General features: G+C 56.3%; 13 protein-coding genes. 6 read left to right on the top strand and 7 right to left on the bottom strand.

Features of this window, described 5'->3' with window-relative positions; translation table 11 throughout:
• Positions 1 to 29 precede the first annotated feature (29 nt).
• From FE848_RS03735 to FE848_RS03725, 3 genes are all read left to right on the top strand, one after another.
• Positions 30 to 896 (top strand): MBL fold metallo-hydrolase, encoded by an 867-nt coding sequence (locus tag FE848_RS03735; RefSeq protein WP_200201409.1) that lies wholly within the window; start codon positions 30 to 32, stop codon positions 894 to 896.
• Between the two features lie 7 nt (positions 897 to 903).
• Entirely contained in the window at positions 904 to 2,637 is a 1,734-nt protein-coding gene (locus tag FE848_RS03730; protein ID WP_200201408.1) for a SulP family inorganic anion transporter, read from the top strand.
• A gap of 109 nt (positions 2,638 to 2,746) precedes the next feature.
• Complete coding sequence (locus FE848_RS03725) at positions 2,747 to 3,406, top strand: energy-coupling factor ABC transporter permease (protein WP_200201407.1); 660 nt, start codon at positions 2,747 to 2,749, stop codon at positions 3,404 to 3,406.
• Between the two features lie 16 nt (positions 3,407 to 3,422).
• Here the strand turns inward: FE848_RS03725 and FE848_RS03720 are convergent, their stop codons facing one another.
• From FE848_RS03720 to gdhA, 6 genes are all read right to left on the bottom strand, one after another.
• Positions 3,423 to 5,543, bottom strand: a complete 2,121-nt coding sequence (locus FE848_RS03720) for a putative bifunctional diguanylate cyclase/phosphodiesterase (RefSeq protein WP_200201406.1) — start codon at positions 5,541 to 5,543, stop codon at positions 3,423 to 3,425.
• 115 nt (positions 5,544 to 5,658) lie between these two features.
• Entirely contained in the window at positions 5,659 to 6,192 is a 534-nt protein-coding gene (locus FE848_RS03715) for a response regulator transcription factor (RefSeq protein WP_200201405.1), read from the bottom strand.
• Entirely contained in the window at positions 6,189 to 7,457 is a 1,269-nt protein-coding gene (locus FE848_RS03710) for a sensor histidine kinase (protein WP_200201404.1), read from the bottom strand. Before FE848_RS03710 ends, FE848_RS03715 begins: the two co-directional genes overlap by 4 nt.
• 64 nt (positions 7,458 to 7,521) lie before the next feature.
• Complete coding sequence (locus FE848_RS18650; protein ID WP_227715136.1) at positions 7,522 to 7,839, bottom strand: hypothetical protein; 318 nt, start codon at positions 7,837 to 7,839, stop codon at positions 7,522 to 7,524.
• On the bottom strand, positions 7,793 to 9,853 hold the full coding sequence (locus tag FE848_RS03705; RefSeq protein WP_227715135.1) for a PEP/pyruvate-binding domain-containing protein: 2,061 nt from the start codon (positions 9,851 to 9,853) through the stop codon (positions 7,793 to 7,795). The genes FE848_RS18650 and FE848_RS03705 overlap by 47 nt, the downstream gene beginning before the upstream one ends.
• Positions 9,854 to 9,869: 16 nt before the next feature.
• A complete protein-coding gene (gene gdhA, locus FE848_RS03700) occupies positions 9,870 to 11,219 on the bottom strand; it encodes an NADP-specific glutamate dehydrogenase (protein WP_200201403.1) in 1,350 nt (449 codons plus the stop codon).
• Between the two features lie 247 nt (positions 11,220 to 11,466).
• Here gdhA and FE848_RS03695 point away from each other — a divergent pair, with 247 nt between their 5' ends.
• The 3 genes from FE848_RS03695 to FE848_RS03685 all read left to right on the top strand — a co-directional run bounded on the left by FE848_RS03695 (position 11,467) and on the right by FE848_RS03685 (position 18,013).
• Complete coding sequence (locus tag FE848_RS03695; protein ID WP_200201402.1) at positions 11,467 to 13,482, top strand: TonB-dependent receptor domain-containing protein; 2,016 nt, start codon at positions 11,467 to 11,469, stop codon at positions 13,480 to 13,482.
• Between the two features lie 254 nt (positions 13,483 to 13,736).
• Complete coding sequence (locus tag FE848_RS03690) at positions 13,737 to 14,786, top strand: efflux RND transporter periplasmic adaptor subunit (protein WP_200201401.1); 1,050 nt, start codon at positions 13,737 to 13,739, stop codon at positions 14,784 to 14,786.
• Positions 14,783 to 18,013, top strand: a complete 3,231-nt coding sequence (locus tag FE848_RS03685) for an efflux RND transporter permease subunit (protein WP_200201400.1) — start codon at positions 14,783 to 14,785, stop codon at positions 18,011 to 18,013. Before FE848_RS03690 ends, FE848_RS03685 begins: the two co-directional genes overlap by 4 nt.
• Here the strand turns inward: FE848_RS03685 and FE848_RS03680 are convergent.
• Positions 18,010 to 18,435: a potassium channel family protein gene (locus tag FE848_RS03680; RefSeq protein ID WP_227714891.1), complete on the bottom strand. Its 426-nt coding sequence runs from the start codon at positions 18,433 to 18,435 to the stop codon at positions 18,010 to 18,012. The genes FE848_RS03685 and FE848_RS03680 overlap by 4 nt on opposite strands.
• Positions 18,436 to 18,469 lie beyond the last annotated feature (34 nt).

Below are 18,469 nucleotides of genomic sequence, written 5' to 3'. Positions count from 1 at the left end.
AGGATTACGCCCCAACGGAGGTGAGTGCAGTGAACAGCCCTATTGTTCAACATTTTTTTGATGAACCCACCAATACGTTCAGCTACGTGGTGCGCGACCCTGCCAGCCAGGCCTGTGCCATTATCGATTCAGTACTCGATTTTGACTACGCCTCAGGCACTACCGATGTGCGCTCCGCAGATGAGATTGTTGAGTACGTGCGCGCGAATGGTTTGAGTGTTGAGTGGATTCTGGAAACCCACGTTCATGCGGATCACCTGTCCGCCGCGCCATATCTTCACCAGAAACTCGGCGGAAAAACCGGCATTGGCGCCCACATACGGGATGTGCAGGAAATTTTCGGCAAGGCCTTTAATGCGGGAACAGAATTTGCCCGTGATGGCAGCCAGTTTGATCGCCTTTTCCGGGACGGTGACACCTTTGCGATTGGCGGGCTTGAGTGCCGTGTAATGCACACGCCTGGCCACACTCCTGCCTGCCTGACATACGTGATTGGTGACGCGGCCTTTGTGGGAGACACCCTGTTCATGCCGGATTATGGCACCGCGCGGTGTGATTTCCCGGGTGGCGATGCCCGTGTGCTGTACCAGTCGATTCGCAAGGTGCTGGCCCTGCAGGCGCAAACCCGTATTTTCCTTTGCCATGACTACAAGGCCCCGGGACGGGATGAGTATGTGCACCAGACAACCGTGGCAGAGCAGCGTGAGGCCAATATTCACGTGCACGACGGCATCAGCGAGGACGAATTTGTGAAGATGCGAACCGAGCGCGACGCAACCCTCGATATGCCACGGCTGATTCTGCCCTCTGTGCAGGTGAACATGCGGGCAGGAGAGATGCCGCCGCCAGAGGATAATGGCCAGGTGTACCTGAAAGTTCCGGTCAACTTCTTCTGAGCACCGAATGAACTTCAAACGCTTTCTGCCTATTCTTCAGTGGGCGCCAAAGTACGGACGTAGCCAGGCCACCAGTGACATGGTGGCGGCGGTTATTGTGACCGTGATGCTGATTCCGCAATCCCTGGCTTACGCCCTGTTGGCTGGTTTGCCTGCGCATATAGGTTTGTATGCCAGCATTTTGCCACTGGTGCTCTACGCTCTCTTTGGTACAAGCCGCACGCTTTCAGTGGGCCCGGTGGCAGTGGTCTCTCTTATGACCGCCGCTGCACTGGCGCCTTTGGCTGAGGCCGGAAGCCCGGAATACGTTGCCGGGGCCATACTGCTGGCCGTTATGTCGGGGCTTATGCTCACCATGATGGGCATTTTACGGCTGGGGTTTCTTGCTAATTTTCTCAGCCATCCGGTGATCTCCGGCTTTATCACTGCTTCTGGAATTGTGATCGCTGCAAGTCAGCTAAAACATATTTTAGGCGTGCAAGCCTCTGGCCAGAACCTGCTGACCATTGGTCAGTCCCTGGTTGTGTCGTTGGGCGATACCAATCTGCCAACCCTGTTGATTGGCTCCGGAGCTTTGCTGTTTCTTGTCTTTGCGCGCAAGCAGTTAAAGCCATTGCTGATCCGTTCAGGTATTGGCTCCCGGCTGGCGGATATTCTTACCAAAACCGCACCGATTCTTGCGATATTGGTAACTACGCTGGTTGCCTGGTTGCTCCAGCTTGATACTCAAGGCGTCCGGTTGGTGGGTGCTGTGCCTTCGGGGCTCCCAGAGCTGACCATGCCCTCGATGGACTGGGGGCTTTGGCAGCAACTGGCGGTCAGTGCCTTGCTGATCAGCGTGGTGGGGTTCGTGGAGTCGGTTTCTGTGGGCCAGACGCTGGCCGCAAAGCGGCGCCAGAGAATCGACCCGGATCAGGAGCTGATCGGCCTGGGTGCGGCCAACCTGGGCGCGGGTTTTTCAGGTGGTATGCCTGTTACCGGTGGGTTTTCACGTTCCGTCGTCAACTTTGATGCGGGCGCAGAGACGCCAGCTGCGGGTGCCTATGCTGCCGTCGGAATTGCCCTCGCAACTTTGTTTCTTACACCAGCCATTGCCTTTTTGCCCCAGGCCACTCTTGCCGCAACCATCATTGTTGCCGTAGCAACACTCATCGACTTGCCGGCGCTGGGCCGCACCTGGCGCTATTCCCGTACTGATTTTGGCGCCATGCTGGCGACTATTGTCCTGACGCTTGTGCACAGCGTGGAAGCAGGCATTATTGCTGGGGTTGTGCTTTCTGTGGGGCTGTTCCTGTACCGTACCAGCCGTCCCCATAGCGCGGTTGTTGGCCGGGTTCCGGGCACGGAGCACTTCCGTAATGTGCAGAGGCACAAGGTTGAGTTGTGCTCGAAGGTGACCTTTTTACGTGTCGATGAAAGCCTGTATTTTGCCAATGCCCGCTTTCTGGAAGAGGCGGTGATGGATTTGGCCGCCGGCGAGCCGGAACTGAGAGATTTGGTCTTGGTGTGCCCTGCGGTTAATCTGGTGGACGCGTCGGCCCTCGAAAGCCTGGAGGCTATAAACGAACGGCTGAAAGATGCCGGGGTTCGGTTGCATCTTTCCGAGGTGAAGGGGCCTGTTATGGATCGCTTGAAGCGCACTGAGTTTCTGTCGCATCTGGGTGGGCAGGTATTTCTCAGCACTTACGAAGCCTGGCAGGCGCTCACTGATAGCCGGGGCCCACTAAAAGACGTCGCCTGATGCAGGGCTCTGTTCCGGCTTTGCTTCGTATAATCCAGAGCATTGGTTATGGGGTCGGTAACACCGTTATCATGTAGCCGGTTCCGGATTTCAGCGAGCGCTTTTTATTATGGGCATGACCGACAATCTGCTATCGACCGGGCAGTGGTTTGTAACACTGTTCCTGTTTCTGCTTGTCCTGTTGCAGGCCGCACGCTCTGTGCGTTGGCGCACCTTGCGTTCAGACAATGTTCTGCAGCACTCTTTTTTTGGCGCAGCGGTTGCCTTGGGTTTTATCTGGCAGTTGCGCGCCGGCATCTATCCCGGCCTCGCCATTCATATCTTTGGTATCACCGCGGTCACTTTGGTGCTGGGTTGGGGGCTGGCAGTATTCGCCGGGCTTTTGGCCCTGGTTCTCACTGTGATTACCGGCCGGGAGCCGGTCATCATGTTTGCTGCGAATGGCTTGATTACCGTGATGATTCCTGCGCTTGTAACCCATGGCATCATGCTTTGGGAGCGCCATCGGAACTTCAGTAATTTCTTTGCCTATATTTTCTTCTGCGGTTTTTTCGGGGCGGGTATATCAGTGGCTGCGGCAGGACTGGTGATGTGCCTGATGCTCTGGTTTAGCGGAGTGTATGAGTTTTCAGAACTGGTTCACGACTACCTGCGGTATCTTCCGTTGTTCATGATTCCCGAGGGCTTTGTGAACGGCGCGATTGTAACGGGCATGATGGTGTTCCATCCGGACCGGCTAACAACGTTAGATCCGCGTCGCTATCGATAGCTGGGCGTGCTTGAAACTACCAGCCTGCAGGCTGCGCTGCCTCAGATGAGGCAGGGTGGCTCTTGCGCCACTGCTGCGTCCACTCAAGAACATTGCCAGCTGGCATTGGTCGTCCAACCCCGTAGCCTTGCATATACTCGCAGCCTAAATCGCTCAAGGCACGGGCATGGTCAAAAGTTTCAACGCCTTCGGCCAGAATAGGGTGGCTAAACCGCTGGCCCATAAAGATCACACTTTCCACGATTGCTCGATCGTTTGAGTCGTTGAGCATGTTGATCACAAAACTCTTGTCTACCTTCACCAGATCGATCGGTAAAGTGTTGAGGTAGGACAGTGACGAAAAACCCGTGCCAAAGTCATCCAGAGCAACGCGGAACCCCAGTTCCTGACAGCGGGCAAGCACATCACTGGCACGTTTTATGTCCTCCAGAGAGGTCGATTCCAGAACTTCCAGGGTTATTTGTTCCGGCTTGATTGCCGGGTGACACTGCAGATAGTTTTCCAGGTAGGAGGTAAAGCTCCAGTCCATCATGTGTCGCGCACTGATGTTTATGCTGACAGACAAATCCTCGCCCGCATCGTGCCAAAGACCCATCTGAAAAACTGCCTCTTCAAGAACCCACTGGCCCAGGGGCACTTCCAGGTGACTGGCTTCCAGCGATGGCAGGAACGCGTCTGGATAAAGCAGCCCTTTGTGCGGATGATTCCAGCGGATAAGTGCTTCAAAACCAATGACTTTACAATCGGCTATCCGCACCTGAGGCTGGAAGTGGAGCTCAAACTCTTTGTTTTCCAGCGCCCGGCTGAGCTCTATGAGTTGCGCGCGTCTCTGTTGGCGATGTTCGTTCTGTTCCGGGTCAAAAACGTGTAGCAGGTTTCGCCCTTTGTCCTTGGCTGCGTATACGGCCTGATCGGCATGGCGAATCAGGCCTTCAGCGTCGGCGTTGTCTTCAGGGTAGCGGGTGATGCCAAGGCTTGCTGTAACAACGATCGAGCCTGCCTCTCCACCAAGATCAACCGATTCGTTGATGGAAGACAGTATGCGGTCATAGATAGCGTCATGGTTATCGCTTTGCAGGATAAGGCCAAATTCATCGCCGCCAATTCGGGCCACTGTGTCGCCGCTGCGCAAGCCTTGCGCCAGGCGGCTGGCCAGGATACACAGTATTTTGTCTCCCGCCTCTGCTCCAAAGTTTTCGTTAATTGCCTTGAAGCCATCCAGATCAATGTAACCGACCGACAGGCTTTTTTGGTGGATATCCGCCTGTATCTGAGCATGGTGCAGGCGTTCTTTCAGTAGCTGTAAATTGGGCAAGCCAGTGAGATCGTCGTAATTTGCTGCGCGATCTATGTCTTTGGCATGATTTTTCAGCTCTGTAATATCGGTGAAATTAGCCACATGGTAATAGCTTCCGGGTTCGTCCAGGTGAATGCGACTGATGGACTGCAGCTCGACAAATTCTTCCCCGTTTTTCCGTCGGTTCCAGATCTCACCTCGCCAGTGCCCCGACTCTTCAATGCTCTGCCACATGGCCCGGTAATAGGCCGGGGAGTGTCGCCCGGAACTGAGAATGGAAGGGTTAAGGCCCAGAACATCGGCACGGCTGTATCCTGTAATCCGCGAAAATGAAGGATTTACATCGAGTATTCGGTTGTTTTGATCCGAAATGATGATGGCTTCGTGGCTTCGGTCAAACACACTGGCCGCTATACGAAGGCCGCGTTCGCTGTGCTTGTGGTCCGAAATATTGTTCATGATAACGATAAAACCCGGCGCCACGCCCTGTTCATCTCCAATAGGCAGCCCGTAGGCGTGAACCCAGAATGGTTCCCCGGTGCGGGTGTAGAGCAAAACCTCTTCTTCGAATTGTTTAACCCTGTGCAGTTCGCGGGCAATGCGTGTAAGCGCTGTCGTATCTGTGGCGGGGCCTTTGAGCAGCTCGCTGGGGCGGATACCGGTAATGTTCTGCAGCAGATGGCCGGTATATTCCTCAAAGACCGGATTAGCCCACTCAATTGTGCCTGCGGCGTCAAGGATCAGAACCATATTGCGGCTGGCGCTCGCAACCAATGACAAGCGCTTGGGGTCAACCTTTGGGGTGGGCACTTTGTCTACTGGATCCTTTATATTTGGCATGGCTCAATTTGTGCCTCCGCAGACATTTCGGCGGTCATATTTAGAAAGCAGTCGTTCAGGTTACTTCTGATTGCGGATATCAGGTTTGATGTACATCAAGTCTATGCCTGATGTTTCAATTGCGCCAGCGAGAGTGTTTTTGCAGTTTGCGTTGCAGGGTTCTCCGGTGCATGTTCAGAGCCCTGGCGGTGGCGGATACATTGCCCTCATGCTCATTGAGTACCCGTTGAATGTGCTCCCACTCCATTTCTTCCACCGACGGTGGTTCAGGGCGAAGCTCGGGAGCAGTTGCCAGAGCATCAAAACCGCTGATGAGCTGATTCACGGTAACCGGCTTGCACAAATAGTTGATTGCCCCGCGGCGCATGGCCTCAACTGCTGTGGCAATGCTGCCATAACCCGTGAGTACGAGAACATTCAGATCAGGTTGTCGGCTGAGCAACTCGGGCAGAAGTTGCAGGCCGCTTTCGCCGGCAAGGTTCAGATCGAGCACGCACCGATGGAAACTTTGTGTGCTCAGCGCGCCAAGCGCTTCAGCATGAGATTGGGCCTTGGTGGCTTCGACACCTTGGCGCTTGAGGGCGCGTTGAAGTATCTCCAGAAAGGCAGTGTCATCGTCAATAAGCAGCCAGTTATCAGTGGTTGTCACGTGTTACTCCAGGTTTCCAGACTGGACGGTCCGGCTTGGGGCATATCGATGATCATGGTCGTGCCATGCTGGTCAACCCGTGCCTTCAGTGTGCCCCCCAGGCGCTGGATGGTCGCGTTGGTAAGAAAGAGGCCAACGCCCATGCCATTTTCCGAGCCAACAATCTGTTCGCCCAGGCTGTTCTGGAAGGCATCTTCCAGCCCGTCACCATGATCTTCCACCACCATTTCAACCCGGTTGTTTTCTGCGCAGCGAACACTGACAGCTACCCAGGAGGGGCTGGCGGTCAGTGCGTTGGCCAACAGGTTCAGAATGGCCTGATCCAGGGTGGCATCTACCGCAACCCGGCAGTCCGGAACTGCCGCCGACCAATCAATGGGCGCAGCGGGCCATAGCAGCGTTGCCGACTCTTTCAATCGTGCCACCCAGTCCTTGGCAGTGAGGCTCTCAAGCTGCGCAGTTTTTGCTTGTACTGCGGCTCTGGACAGTTGCTGCAGGTGTTTGCTGCAAAGAACAAGTTGTTGCTCCATCAGGTTGAGGTCTTCGGCGAGCTCGGGGTTCGGGAACGCAGAGCGGAGTTCTTCCACTAGCAAGGTCATGGTATTCAGGGGTGTTCCCAGCCTGTGGGCAACGGCCGCTGCGGAAAGCCCCAGTGAAATGATCTGTTCATCGCGCAGGCGTGTTTCCCGAATGGTTGAAAGCTGCTGCTGTTGCTGCCCTAACCTTCGTGCCAGGGCACCGACCACTAATAGCAGAATTGCAGCCGTCATGGCGAAGGTCACCCACATGCCGGCCAGATGCAACTGGGCCAGATTGGCATCGTGGTGATCATGGGTAATGGGGGTGTGCCACAAAACCAGGGCGGTATAAATGCCGATTCCTGCCAGAGTCAGTGCAATGCTCTGACTGAGTGGTACCAGAATGATTGCTACCGCTATAGGTAGCAGTAACAGGGACACAAGGGGGTTGGTGTAGCCGCCGGTGAGAAAAAGCCAGGCGCCAATCAGGGCCAGATCTACTGCCAGGCCAACACTTACACTGATTGGGGAGCGTGGTGGTCTGCGGGTAAACCAGAGCCAGCACAGGGTCGCAAAAATGCCGTAGACCAGGCAAAGGATGAGTGCTTCAGCCCGGTGGGCAAGGGAGATAACTGTTTCGGCTACCGCGATGGCAGCGAGCTGGAGCGTAACGATGGCCAAACGCATACCCAGCAAGTAGCGGGCAGCCTGTTGAAAACCGGTTTGAGAGTGAGTGAGCCATTCCATGGACTGGATTCTAGCAGGGCAGGGTGTTTATTGGTGCTAGAGGCAGTGAAATAGTTGATAGGTATCAAACAGGGTAGTAACAGGCCAGGTCCTGGCTGATCACATCGCCGGTCAGCTGCAGTGGGTTCGCACGCAGGTCAAAACTCTGGATTGCGGCCTCAGGAGAAACACCTTGCCTGTGTGTGCTTGTGCCGCGGAGTCGATCTGGTTGGTAAACGCTGTTCCGGCCATTGGGGAAAAGAGCTGCGTAGGCGATATCGGCTTCTACCAGGTCCTGGAAAAAATGTGAGCCGTAAGAAAGATCCGGCACCATATCGCCGTCCATTTCTGCCACTTCAACCAGCACGGCCACGCCCGCGATGTCCGCAAAACGAACTGGCACGCCCAGCTCGGGGCTGCTGGTGCCCCAGCGGCCTGCATTGCACCAGATTAAAGGCCGGTTCTCCGGCGCTGTTCAGATGCAGGGTAAACTCCACGTCCACCGGGTGGTTATATCCTGCTTCGAGGGTTTTCAACAAGCAGGAGAGGCGGTCCACAAAAAGACCATTGCGTACCAAGGGGTGAAAGGTCAGGCGCCATACCGGTGTTGGCAAATTCAGCTCCCGGGCTCGTCTGCTGGCGGGCTGGTCTATTTCGCCCAAGTGGCCCAGCGGCAGATCGGAAACCTCCTTTGTGAGCTGGCTCAACGGGAGGGTGGTTAAATCTCCTTCTCGCAGATCCAGTACATCCAGTAGGTGCTGGGAGAACTTGTAGCTTTCATCCTGATTGCGAAAGGGCTGGCGGTGGGGGTAATCCAGTGCCATCACACAGGCGTGGTCGCCTTCAATCCGATCAACGGCCCGGGTGCCCAGCCCCATGACCAGACGAACCATGCCAGCGGCCGGGTCCATATCGGTATCCCAGGCAAAGGTATTACGAGAAACACCAACACCCGCAGCATCTGGCAGGTAGTAGCGGCCATGGAAGCGACCATTGACTCGCTGAATCAGCAGCGCCATGGGTTCTTCCCGCTGGTCGAGGCCGCGTTGTTTACGGTATACCAAGGCGTCGTCGCTCATGGTAGAGGCATAAACCTGGCGGATGGCGTCCTCCAGAGCGTCAAGCCGGTGTTCCGGAGCGCCCTGGTTGATCACGAAAACGCTGTCGTACTTGCCGGCAAAGGCGTTGCCAAAACCATCTTCCTGCAGGCTGCTTGAGCGCACCAGAATCGGATATTGCCCGTAGTGATCCAGCAGCCGCTCCAGTTCACTCTGGATTTCCGGTGGGAACTCACCTTCCAGTAAGCCTTGGCGCAAGGTTGCCGCTTCACTGAAATACCCCTCGGGAGCACGCTGACGCATGATCGCTGGCCACAACCCATTGTGTACGAGAAATGCGTAATAGGCGTCTGAGCCAAGATAGCGGGAATCATGAGGCTCTAGGCTTTCCTGCCAGATAGCTGGCTGATTGGTAAGCAGGATGCTGCGGGCGATCAACATGCCAGCGGCCTTTCCACCAATGTACCCGCTGCCGATCATTCGCGCGCGTATCGCGAGCAGGTCCTCAAGATTCAGATAGTTTCTGGCCAAGTCCAATATGCGCGAATCCCGGCTGATCAGTACGTTCAGCACCCGCTCATGAATAGCGGCAGCCTGTTCTTGATCATCATCTTGCATGGCACTGGTAACCTGCATGAACAGACGGTCCCAGTAATCCAGAAGCGGTTGTCGATGTAGTTGCGCCACCTCCAGACCGGCTTGTAGTCGGGTGGCATCGCTGCTGTCGGAGACCGGCAGAAAGCGACCATCGCGCTCTCGATGTGGCAGAAACATGGTGGGGGATTGGCGACACCAGGCTTTGATCGGCTGAACCTGTACATCGTCCTCCAGGCGGTGCACATCCACCATTACCTGGGTTGTCTGCCGGATGCGATCCAGCGTGGTGCGGGAGTGCCGGTCCGGGTAAAGAGCAAACCAGGCGACCGTATCCAGTTCAAAGAGGAAGGGGCAAACCACCCGGAAAAAATTGCCTACCATGGCGTCGGTGGCCCACGCGTTGAGCAGATCACTCAGGCAGTCGCACACATAGAATGCGCCGCGCCCATGTTCTTCAATCAGGCGCCATACTCTACCGGTGAAAGCTTCAAAGCCATCCAGAGCATCGACGTTTTCGGTGTGGATGTTGGTGCTTGCGGGCACCAGCGGAGGATGCTGGCCAAAACGCAGATAAATGATACGGCGCCCGGCGGACGCCGCAGACTCAATAAATGGAGTAACGAATCGGCGGTAGTCGTCCAGATCGTTGACTCTCCAGACCACATTATCGCCAATTCTCAGGCCATCAAGAACGTCATCCAGCCCCGGGAGGCCGGTGGAAACCCGGTTGCTATCCTGTGAGTTTCCGCCGTTCCTGCTCATGAGCCCTACTCCATAATCAGATAACGCCCATAGACTGCATGGCGCGGGCGACCTTGATAAAGCCGGTCACGTTGGCGCCCAGTACGTAGTTGCCTTCAGAGCCAAACTCCGCAGAGGTTTCATAGCAGCTCTTGTGGATGTCGATCATGATGTCTTCAAGGCGCTTCTGCGTATAGTCGAAGGTCCAGGAATCACGGCTGGCATTCTGTTGCATTTCGAGGGCAGACGTTGCTACACCGCCCGCGTTGGCAGCCTTACCCGGGCCGTACATAAGCTTGGCCTGCTGGAAGATCGCGATACCTTCAGGAGTTGTAGGCATGTTGGCGCCTTCGGCAACCGCAATACAGCCGTTCTCAACCAGAGTTTTAGCGTCGTTGGCATTAAGCTCGTTCTGAGTGGCGCAAGGCAGAGCAATATCGCAAGGAATGGACCAGATGCTGCCGCCCTTGACGTATTTTGCGTCTTTATGGAACTCGGTGTAGGCGCTGAGGCGACGGCGATCAACCTCTTTGATTTGCCTGAGTGCTGCCAGATCGATGCCTTTTTCGTCCACAATAATGCCGCCGGAATCGGAGCAGGCAATAACCTTTGCGCCCAGCTCATGAGCTTTGGCGATGGCGTAGATGGCAACGTTACCTGAGCCGGAAACAACCACTTTTTTGCCTTCCATGGAGTCGCCGCGGGCTTTCAGCATTTCTTGTGTGAAGAACACGGTGCCGTAGCCTGTTGCTTCGGTACGTGCGCGGCTGCCGCCCCAGTCGAGGCCCTTGCCGGTAAATACGCCAGACTCGTAGCGGTTGGTGATGCGCTTGTACTGGCCGAACATGTAGCCGATTTCCCGCTTGCCCACACCAATATCACCGGCTGGAACATCAGTGTATTCGCCGATATGGCGATACAGCTCAGTCATCAGACTCTGGCAAAAACGCATGATCTCGTCATCTGAGCGACCTTTGGGATCGAAGTCGCTGCCGCCTTTGCCGCCGCCAATAGGCAGGCCGGTCAGGGCGTTCTTGAAGATCTGCTCGAAGCCCAGGAATTTGATGATGCCCAGGTATACGGACGGGTGAAAACGCATGCCGCCCTTGTAGGGGCCCAAGGCGCTGTTGAATTCCACGCGGAAGGCGCGGTTGATGTGGATCTCGCCTTTATCGTCCTGCCAGGGCACGCGGAAAATAATCTGGCGCTCGGGCTCGCAGATGCGCTGAATGATCTTCTTTTCGGCAAATTCCGGGTACTTCACCAGAACGGGCCCCAGGGTCTCCAGTACTTCGTGTACAGCTTGGTGGAACTCGTTTTCACCCGGATTGCGGTGCAGAACGTCTTGGTAAATCAGTTCCAGTTTCTCATCAAGTCGGGCGGTCATAGAGTCTTCCTCATTTCGGTTCTTGCTTATTGCAGGAAAGTGAAAAGGATGGTGGAAAAATGGGGCGGTGATTTGACCATATTGCGGCAGGTTTGGCAAGCGAGCCCCTGCAGTAGGGGGCTGAAGGCATACCCCCATAGAGATGCGGCATTGTGTCTCACGCGCTGCGGCGGCTGCCTGTTTATCATGCCCGGACACTTTTGTTCTACAAATTAATAGGCGAAAACGCCCCCGGGGAAGCAGTTGCATGAAAGAACCAGTATTTGCGAAATGCGCATGGATCGCGGCTTTAGGATTCGCAGGAATACCTGCTCTTGCACTGGCGCAAGCCTCCGGGGATAGCCTTGTTATTCGGGTAACCGAAGGGCAGACCAGTGACAATTCCGCTGCTGTGTTGGCCAGCGAGCCGGTAAGCCGGCTGGCCATGGATCCCGCAATCTCACTCTCCCGGATGGGCGGTCGCGGCCTGGAGCCTGTGGTGCGGGGGCAAAGCCAGGAAAGAGTGGATGTGTTGCTGGACGGCATTCGGGTGGAAGGCGCTTGTCCCAACCGCATGGATCCGCCAACGAGCCGCCTTAGCAGCGCACTGGCGCCGGCTCTGGAAGTCCGAACCAATAACCGCACCCTGCGTTGGGGCCCCATTGCCGGAGGGCAGGTGATTGCCACTACCGCCGAGCCTCGGTTCAACGGCAGTGTGAGCACCGGCCAGGTAACGCTTGGTGGGTCAGATAATGGAAATGGCAAACTGGTGAATGCGGCAGCGGCCGTGGGTAGCGAGGCGGCCTGGTTAAGGCTGTCTGGCGGCTATGACGAAGCCAGCGATTACGAAGACGGTGATGGCAACAAAGTGCGCAGCGCCTACGAAAATGCCGAAGGTCGCGCCGACGCTGCCTGGACAGCGGAGACTGGTTTCTTCATCAGGGCTATGGTGAGCCGGCAGGAAGAAAGCGATGTGAAATACGCAGGTTCCGGCATGGATGCACCGCAAACCGACACGGATATTTACCGCATGGAGATCGGTTCTCCGGTAGCAAAGGGCGAGTGGAGTTTGCTCGCGTGGCAGGCCGATGTGGATCACATCATGGATAACTTCAGCCTGCGCCCGGCCGGCATGATGAAGATGCAGACGAATTCCATCACCGAAACCCGAGGCCTGCGTTTCACGCTCGACCAAAGCCCTAACAGCGTAACCGATTGGGCCGTGGGTGCAGATTTTGAGGCAAACGACTGGGATGCCACCCTGCTCAACGTCAGTAACCCTATGCCAATGACGATTTCGCTCATGTGGCCGGGAGTGGAGCGTGAGCGGGCGGGGCTTTTCGCGGAGGGCTTTCGGCGTATTGCCCGTGACATAAAAGTGGGTGCGGGCCTGCGGTACGACCGTGTGGAAATGAATGCTACCAAAGCGGACGACGTGGCGAGCATGGGTATGACTCCGGCCATGCTTTACCAGAGTGCATACGGCACGTCAGATGTAGATGTTGAAGATAATAACGTAAGCGGGTTCGTATCGAGCGAATGGCGCCTGCCGCAGAACCAGGCGCTAACCCTGACCGGCAGCCGCAGTGTGCGCAGCCCCAGTGTTACGGAACGCTATCTGGCGCGCAATACCATGGGCGACAGCTGGATTGGCAACCCGGATCTGGATACCGAAAAACACTACAAATTGGAGCTGGCCCTGAGTGGCAGCAAGAATCAGTGGAGCTGGAAGCCCGTTGTCTGGGTCGATCAGGTGGATGACTTTGTGTTGCGTTACAAAGAGACGCAGGCTCAGTGCGGCAAGGCCAACGGCTGCACTCGCTACAAGAACATAGATGCCCGCTTGTTGGGGGTTGAGGCAATGATTGGGTGGACCGATGGCACCTGGAGTAGCAGCAGTGCCTTGGCGTCGGTTCGCGGCGAAAACCGTGGTGATGATAAAGCCCTGCCGCAGATTCCTCCGGTTCAATTTGTGCAAACTTTAGGCTGGCAGGCGATGGGCCATAGTATTGAGGCTGAATGGCAGCTTGCCCGCCGTCAGGATCACATCGATCCACAATCGGGGCTGGATGCGGGAGTTTCACCCGGGTATGGCGTGTTCAACCTTTCAGGTAGCCATCCGTTAATGGAGTTCCTTACCTTTAATTGGGCTCTGAACAACCTGTTTGATAACACCTGGGCGCCGCACGTGAGCCGTGCAAACACCGATCCGTTCAATCCTGATGCGATCCGTGTAAGCGAGCCGGGGCGCACGTTACGCGCGGCACTGACGGCCAGGTGGTAAACCTTGCAATGGCGGTTGCCCGCTACTCATAGCCGGCGGGTAACTCTTCGCCCCGTGCAGGACAATTCCTCCCGCACGGGGCTTTTTTGTAGGAGTCTGTCTGACTCGCGCCTTGTTGCTATGGACTATGCTCAAGCTGACTTATTTGCAGGAGAGCAATCACAGGTAACTGAAGGGAGATGGGTGTGTCCTACCCTTAATTATATTGATAACCTATGGTTATTACCTAATAACTGTTTTAGAGGTGGCTGGTGGTGACACACATTTCTGTACTGGGCGCGATTGTGCTTGCGTTGGTTTGCTCGGCACCCGTTCTGGGGGCGAATACGTCTGGCCAATTGCAGACTGCGCCAGTGGAGCGCAGTGAGCTGCAGGAAACCCTGGTTCTGGATGGTGTGATTGAGGCGGTTCAGCAGAGTACCGTATCTGCACAAACCAGCGGCACCGTTCAGCAGTTGCCTTTTGATGTAGACGATTCGGTGGCTGCTGGCGATTTGATTGTGCAGCTGGATAGCAGTGAACAGCGCGCGCGGCTCAATCAGGCGCAAGCTGGCCGGGACGAAGCCAGAGCAACCCTGGATGATGCCCAGCAGCAATTTGACCGGATTGAGAGCATCCACGAGCGCGGGCTTGTGTCCAGGCAGGAGTTTGATCGTGCCAGGAATAATCTGGCGGGCGCCAAAGCCCGGCTGGAGCGGGCCGAGGCCTCATTGGCGGAAGCTCGGGAACAGTTGAGTTATACCCGTATTATTGCGCCTTACGGCGGCATACTGACTGAACGCCATGTGGAACTCGGTGAGTCTGTCAGCCCCGGCCAGCCCCTGCTCAGCGGGCTATCCCTGGAGCAGTTGCGGGTTGTTGTAGATCTGCCCCAGCAATATGCCGATCTGGCCCGGCGCGACCGCCAGGCGAAGGTGACCCTGGGCGATGGCCGGGTGTTGGAAACCGGCGATATGACGTTCTATCCCTACGCCAATCCGGCGACTCATACCTTCCGTTTGCGGATGCGCCTGAATGAGCCCAACGGCTCGTTGTTTCCGGGCATGCTGGTGAAGGTGGGTGTTCCGGTCGCAGCGCGTGAAGTGTTGTGGATACCCGCCAGCAGTCTTGTTCGCCGCAGTGAGCTGAGGGCCGTGTTTGTGCTGGATGAACAGAACCGCCCACGGTTACGGCAGGTTCGTACCGGTGCGCAGCAGGACGGCCGCCTGGAAGTTCTGGCAGGGCTGAGCGAAGGCGAGCTGGTTGTTATCTATCCCGGTGAGCTGGTGGGTTCAGATCGCTTGAACAGGGAGGCTGGGAATTGAGCAGCAAACTGCCTCCGGTTGGCCCGTCAGGGGCGATTGCCCGGGTTTTTCAGGATAACCATCTAACGCCTTTGATAGCGCTACTCTCTATCATTCTGGGCGTGCTTGCGGTTGTGGTCACGCCAAAAGAGGAAGAGCCGCAGATAGACGTCACCATGGCGGATATCATGATCGCGTTCCCGGGGGCCAGCACCCAGGAAGTGGAAAGCGCCATCGCAACGCCTGCCGAGCAGGTTATGAGCGAAATTTCCGGCGTTGAACACGTGTATTCCGTGTCCCGTCAGGGTCAGGCCGTTATTACGGTGCAGTTTGAAGTCGGTATTCCGCGAAAGGAAGCGCTGGTCCGGCTTTACAACCAGGTGTATTCCAACCAGGACTGGCTGCCGCCGGAACTGGGTGCCTCTCAGCCGGTCATCAAACCCAAAGGCATTGATGATGTGCCGGTCATGACGCTGACCCTCTATGACCCGGTTAATGGTCATACCGGAGAAGAACTGACGCGCCTGGCCCACATGCTGGAAGTGGCGCTCAAACGGGTGCCCGGAACCCGGGATGTTTACACCGTGGGCGGCGTGCCCGACCGGGTGGATATCCATTTTGATCCGGCTCTGCTTGCCGGGTTCAATCTTACCCTCGGCGATATTCGCGATGCCCTGAAAGCGGCCAATGCCAGCGCCCAGGAAACCCGTATTACTCGCGACAACCTGTCCATACCGGTTCAGGCCGGCACTTTGCTGGAGAGCGTCGATGATGTGCGCAGCCTCGTGGTGGGTATGCACGCTGGCGCAGCGGTGTATCTCGACGACGTAGCCAGTGTCAGTCGCGGTGGCACTGCGCCGGACCAGAGCGTAATGACCGGCTTCGGGCCGGCAGTGGATACGGGCAGTGTTGGCCAGCCTGGTGATGTGTACCCGGCAGTGACACTGGCCATCGCCAAGAAGCCCGGGCAAAACGCCGTGGATATCACACGGGCCATTGAGGAGCGGTTGGGGCAAATCCGCAACCGGGCTTTGCCTGAGGGTGTGGAAGTGATTGTTACCCGGGATTATGGCGAAACGGCTTCTGCCAAGGCGCAAAAACTCATTTCTGACCTGATTTCCGCTACCCTGGGCGTGGTTCTGCTGGTGCTGATCGCCATGGGTTGGCGTCAGGCATTGATCGTCGGCATAGCCGTGCTGATTACCCTGTTGCTGACGCTGGTATTCAGCTGGGCCTGGGGCTTTACCCTGAACCGGGTGTCGCTATTCGCCCTGATTTTCTCCATCGGTATTCTGGTGGATGACGGCATAGTGATCACTGAAAACATCAACCGCCGCATTCGCAATTCCAACCACCCCTTGAAGGACATTATTCCGGTAGCGGTGGACGAAGTGGGTACGCCCACCATCATGGCCAGCCTGACCATTATGGCGGCGCTGCTGCCTATGGCCTTTGTGAGTGGTTTGATGGGGCCTTATATGAGCCCCATTCCCATCAACGCATCCGCCGGTATGGTGCTGTCCCAGATTGTTGCCTTTGTGGTCGCGCCCTGGCTGGCGTTCCGGTTGTTGAAGCGCAAAGAAGGCGAAACCGTTACGGAAACGGAAGAATCCGGCAGTTCCGCGGACGGGGTCAGCCCCATGGCCATGAAAATATTTGGCGGTGTTCTTACGCCCTTCCTGGGCGAGCACCACTGGCGTCGCCGCTTTCTGGCCCTCGGCGTGATCCTGCTCACTCTGGCAGCGGCTTCGTTGCCGGGGTTTCAGGCGGTGATCATGAAAATGCTGCCTTTCGACAACAAATCCGAGTTCCAGATTGTGGTTGATATGCCCGAACACACGCCGGTTGAGCAAACCCAGCGGGCGCTTCTGGAAATGGGGCATTATCTGGAGACTGTTGACGAAGTGACCAGCTGGCAGAGCTACGCTGGCACTGCCGCGCCCATCAACTTCAATGGTCTGGTGCGTCAGTATTACCTGCGTAGTGACCCCTACCAGGGTGACATTCAGGTGAATCTCAGCGATGAGAGCGTGCGCCTCCGCCAGTCTCACGACATTGCCCAGGCGTTGCGTGCGCCCTTGACCGCCATTGGCGAGCGCTACGACGCCAGCGTCAAGATTGTTGAAGTACCGCCGGGGCCGCCTGTACTTTCGCCCGTGGTGGCAGAGATTTACGGTGCCGACGCTCATCAGCGCGCCAAGCTGGCTCACTCCGTAGCCGCCGGTATGGCAGAGGTGAAAGGGCTTGTGGATATTGATACCACGCTTGAAGCCCCTACACGGCAGTGGGAAATAGCAGTGGATCGCGCCCGCGCTGCCCGTTTGGGCGTATCTCAGGCGCAAGTGGTTGAAGCGTTACAGATGGCCCTGGGTGGCATGAACGTCAGCTTCTTGCACGACGATCATGCCAAATACCCCGTACCTATTCGGGTAACGCTTGAGGATGCCGATAAGGCTCAGCCATCAGTGCTTATGTCTCTGCAGGTGCGCAGCCGGGCCGGTAATCTGGTGCCTCTGGCCAGCATTGCCCAGGTGCGCGAAGCCGACTGGATGGGTGCTATCTACCACAAGAACCTGTTGCCGGTGACTTATGTAACCGCTGATATGGCAGGGGATATAGATTCACCCTTGTACGGCATGTTTGCCATGGTGTCGCGGCTGAAGCAGCAGGAAGGCGCGCCGGAGCAGTTCTTTATTGATCAGCCACCTCTGCCGGAAAAAGGCACGCTCAAGTGGGACGGTGAGTGGCAGATTACTTATGAAACCTTCCGGGATATGGGCGCAGCCTACAGCGTAGGTGTGTTCATGATCTTTGTGTTGCTGGTGGCGCAATTCCGTTCCTATATTCTGCCGCTGGTAATCATGGCACCCATACCGCTGACCCTGATCGGCATCATGCCCGGGCATGCTCTGCTGGATAGGGAGTTCACGGCAACCAGTATGATCGGGATGATAGCGCTGGCGGGCATTATCGTGCGCAACTCCATTTTGTTGGTGGTGTTTATCCAGCAACTCCTGGAAGAAGGGATTGAACTTGAGAAAGCTGTGGTTCTGGCGGGGGCGGTGCGCATCAAACCCATAGCCCTGACGGCTGTATCGGCGATGGTGGGCGCTTACTTCATCCTGAATGACCCGATTTTCAACGGGCTGGCAATCTCGCTGGTGTTCGGGCTTGCGCTCTCTACCTTGCTGACCGTTGTGGTAGTGCCCTTGCTTTACTACACGCTGGCGAGATGTAAATGGATTTAGCTGCCCGTCCAGTAGCGCTGCATTTTCATGAACAGGAAGGAAGCGCTCCAGGTGATCAATACTAACCCTGTGAGCCCTTCGATTCCGGTCAGAAAACGCAGCGCGCCCAAGGGCTCGATATCACCATAGCCAACGGTGGTGAAGGTGCTGAAAGAAAAGTACACGCAGTCGAGAAAACTGCCGTTGAAGTTGCCTTCCAGCGTGCCCCATGCATCGGCGTGGTGCATGAAAAAATAGGCCGCTGCAAATACCCACACCTGTGCTGTGTGGGCAAGCAGCACACCAAGAACGGCAGTGACCAGGCGCAGGTGATGGCGAGAATGCATTATTTTCAGTAAAGCGCTCAGGCGAACAAGCGCCTCGCGATGCATAAGCACAACAATCACCACAATGAAGGAGTTGATGATTGTGGCACTGAACAGGTTGGCATAATCTTCTGAGAACAAACGTATAGTA

Origin of the sequence: Marinobacter sp. 1-3A, assembly GCF_016597775.1 — a bacterium.
Classification (GTDB): domain Bacteria; phylum Pseudomonadota; class Gammaproteobacteria; order Pseudomonadales; family Oleiphilaceae; genus Marinobacter; species Marinobacter xiaoshiensis.
Note: the sequence above shows the minus strand (reverse complement) of the source record. Positions and strands in the feature narration are given on the sequence as shown.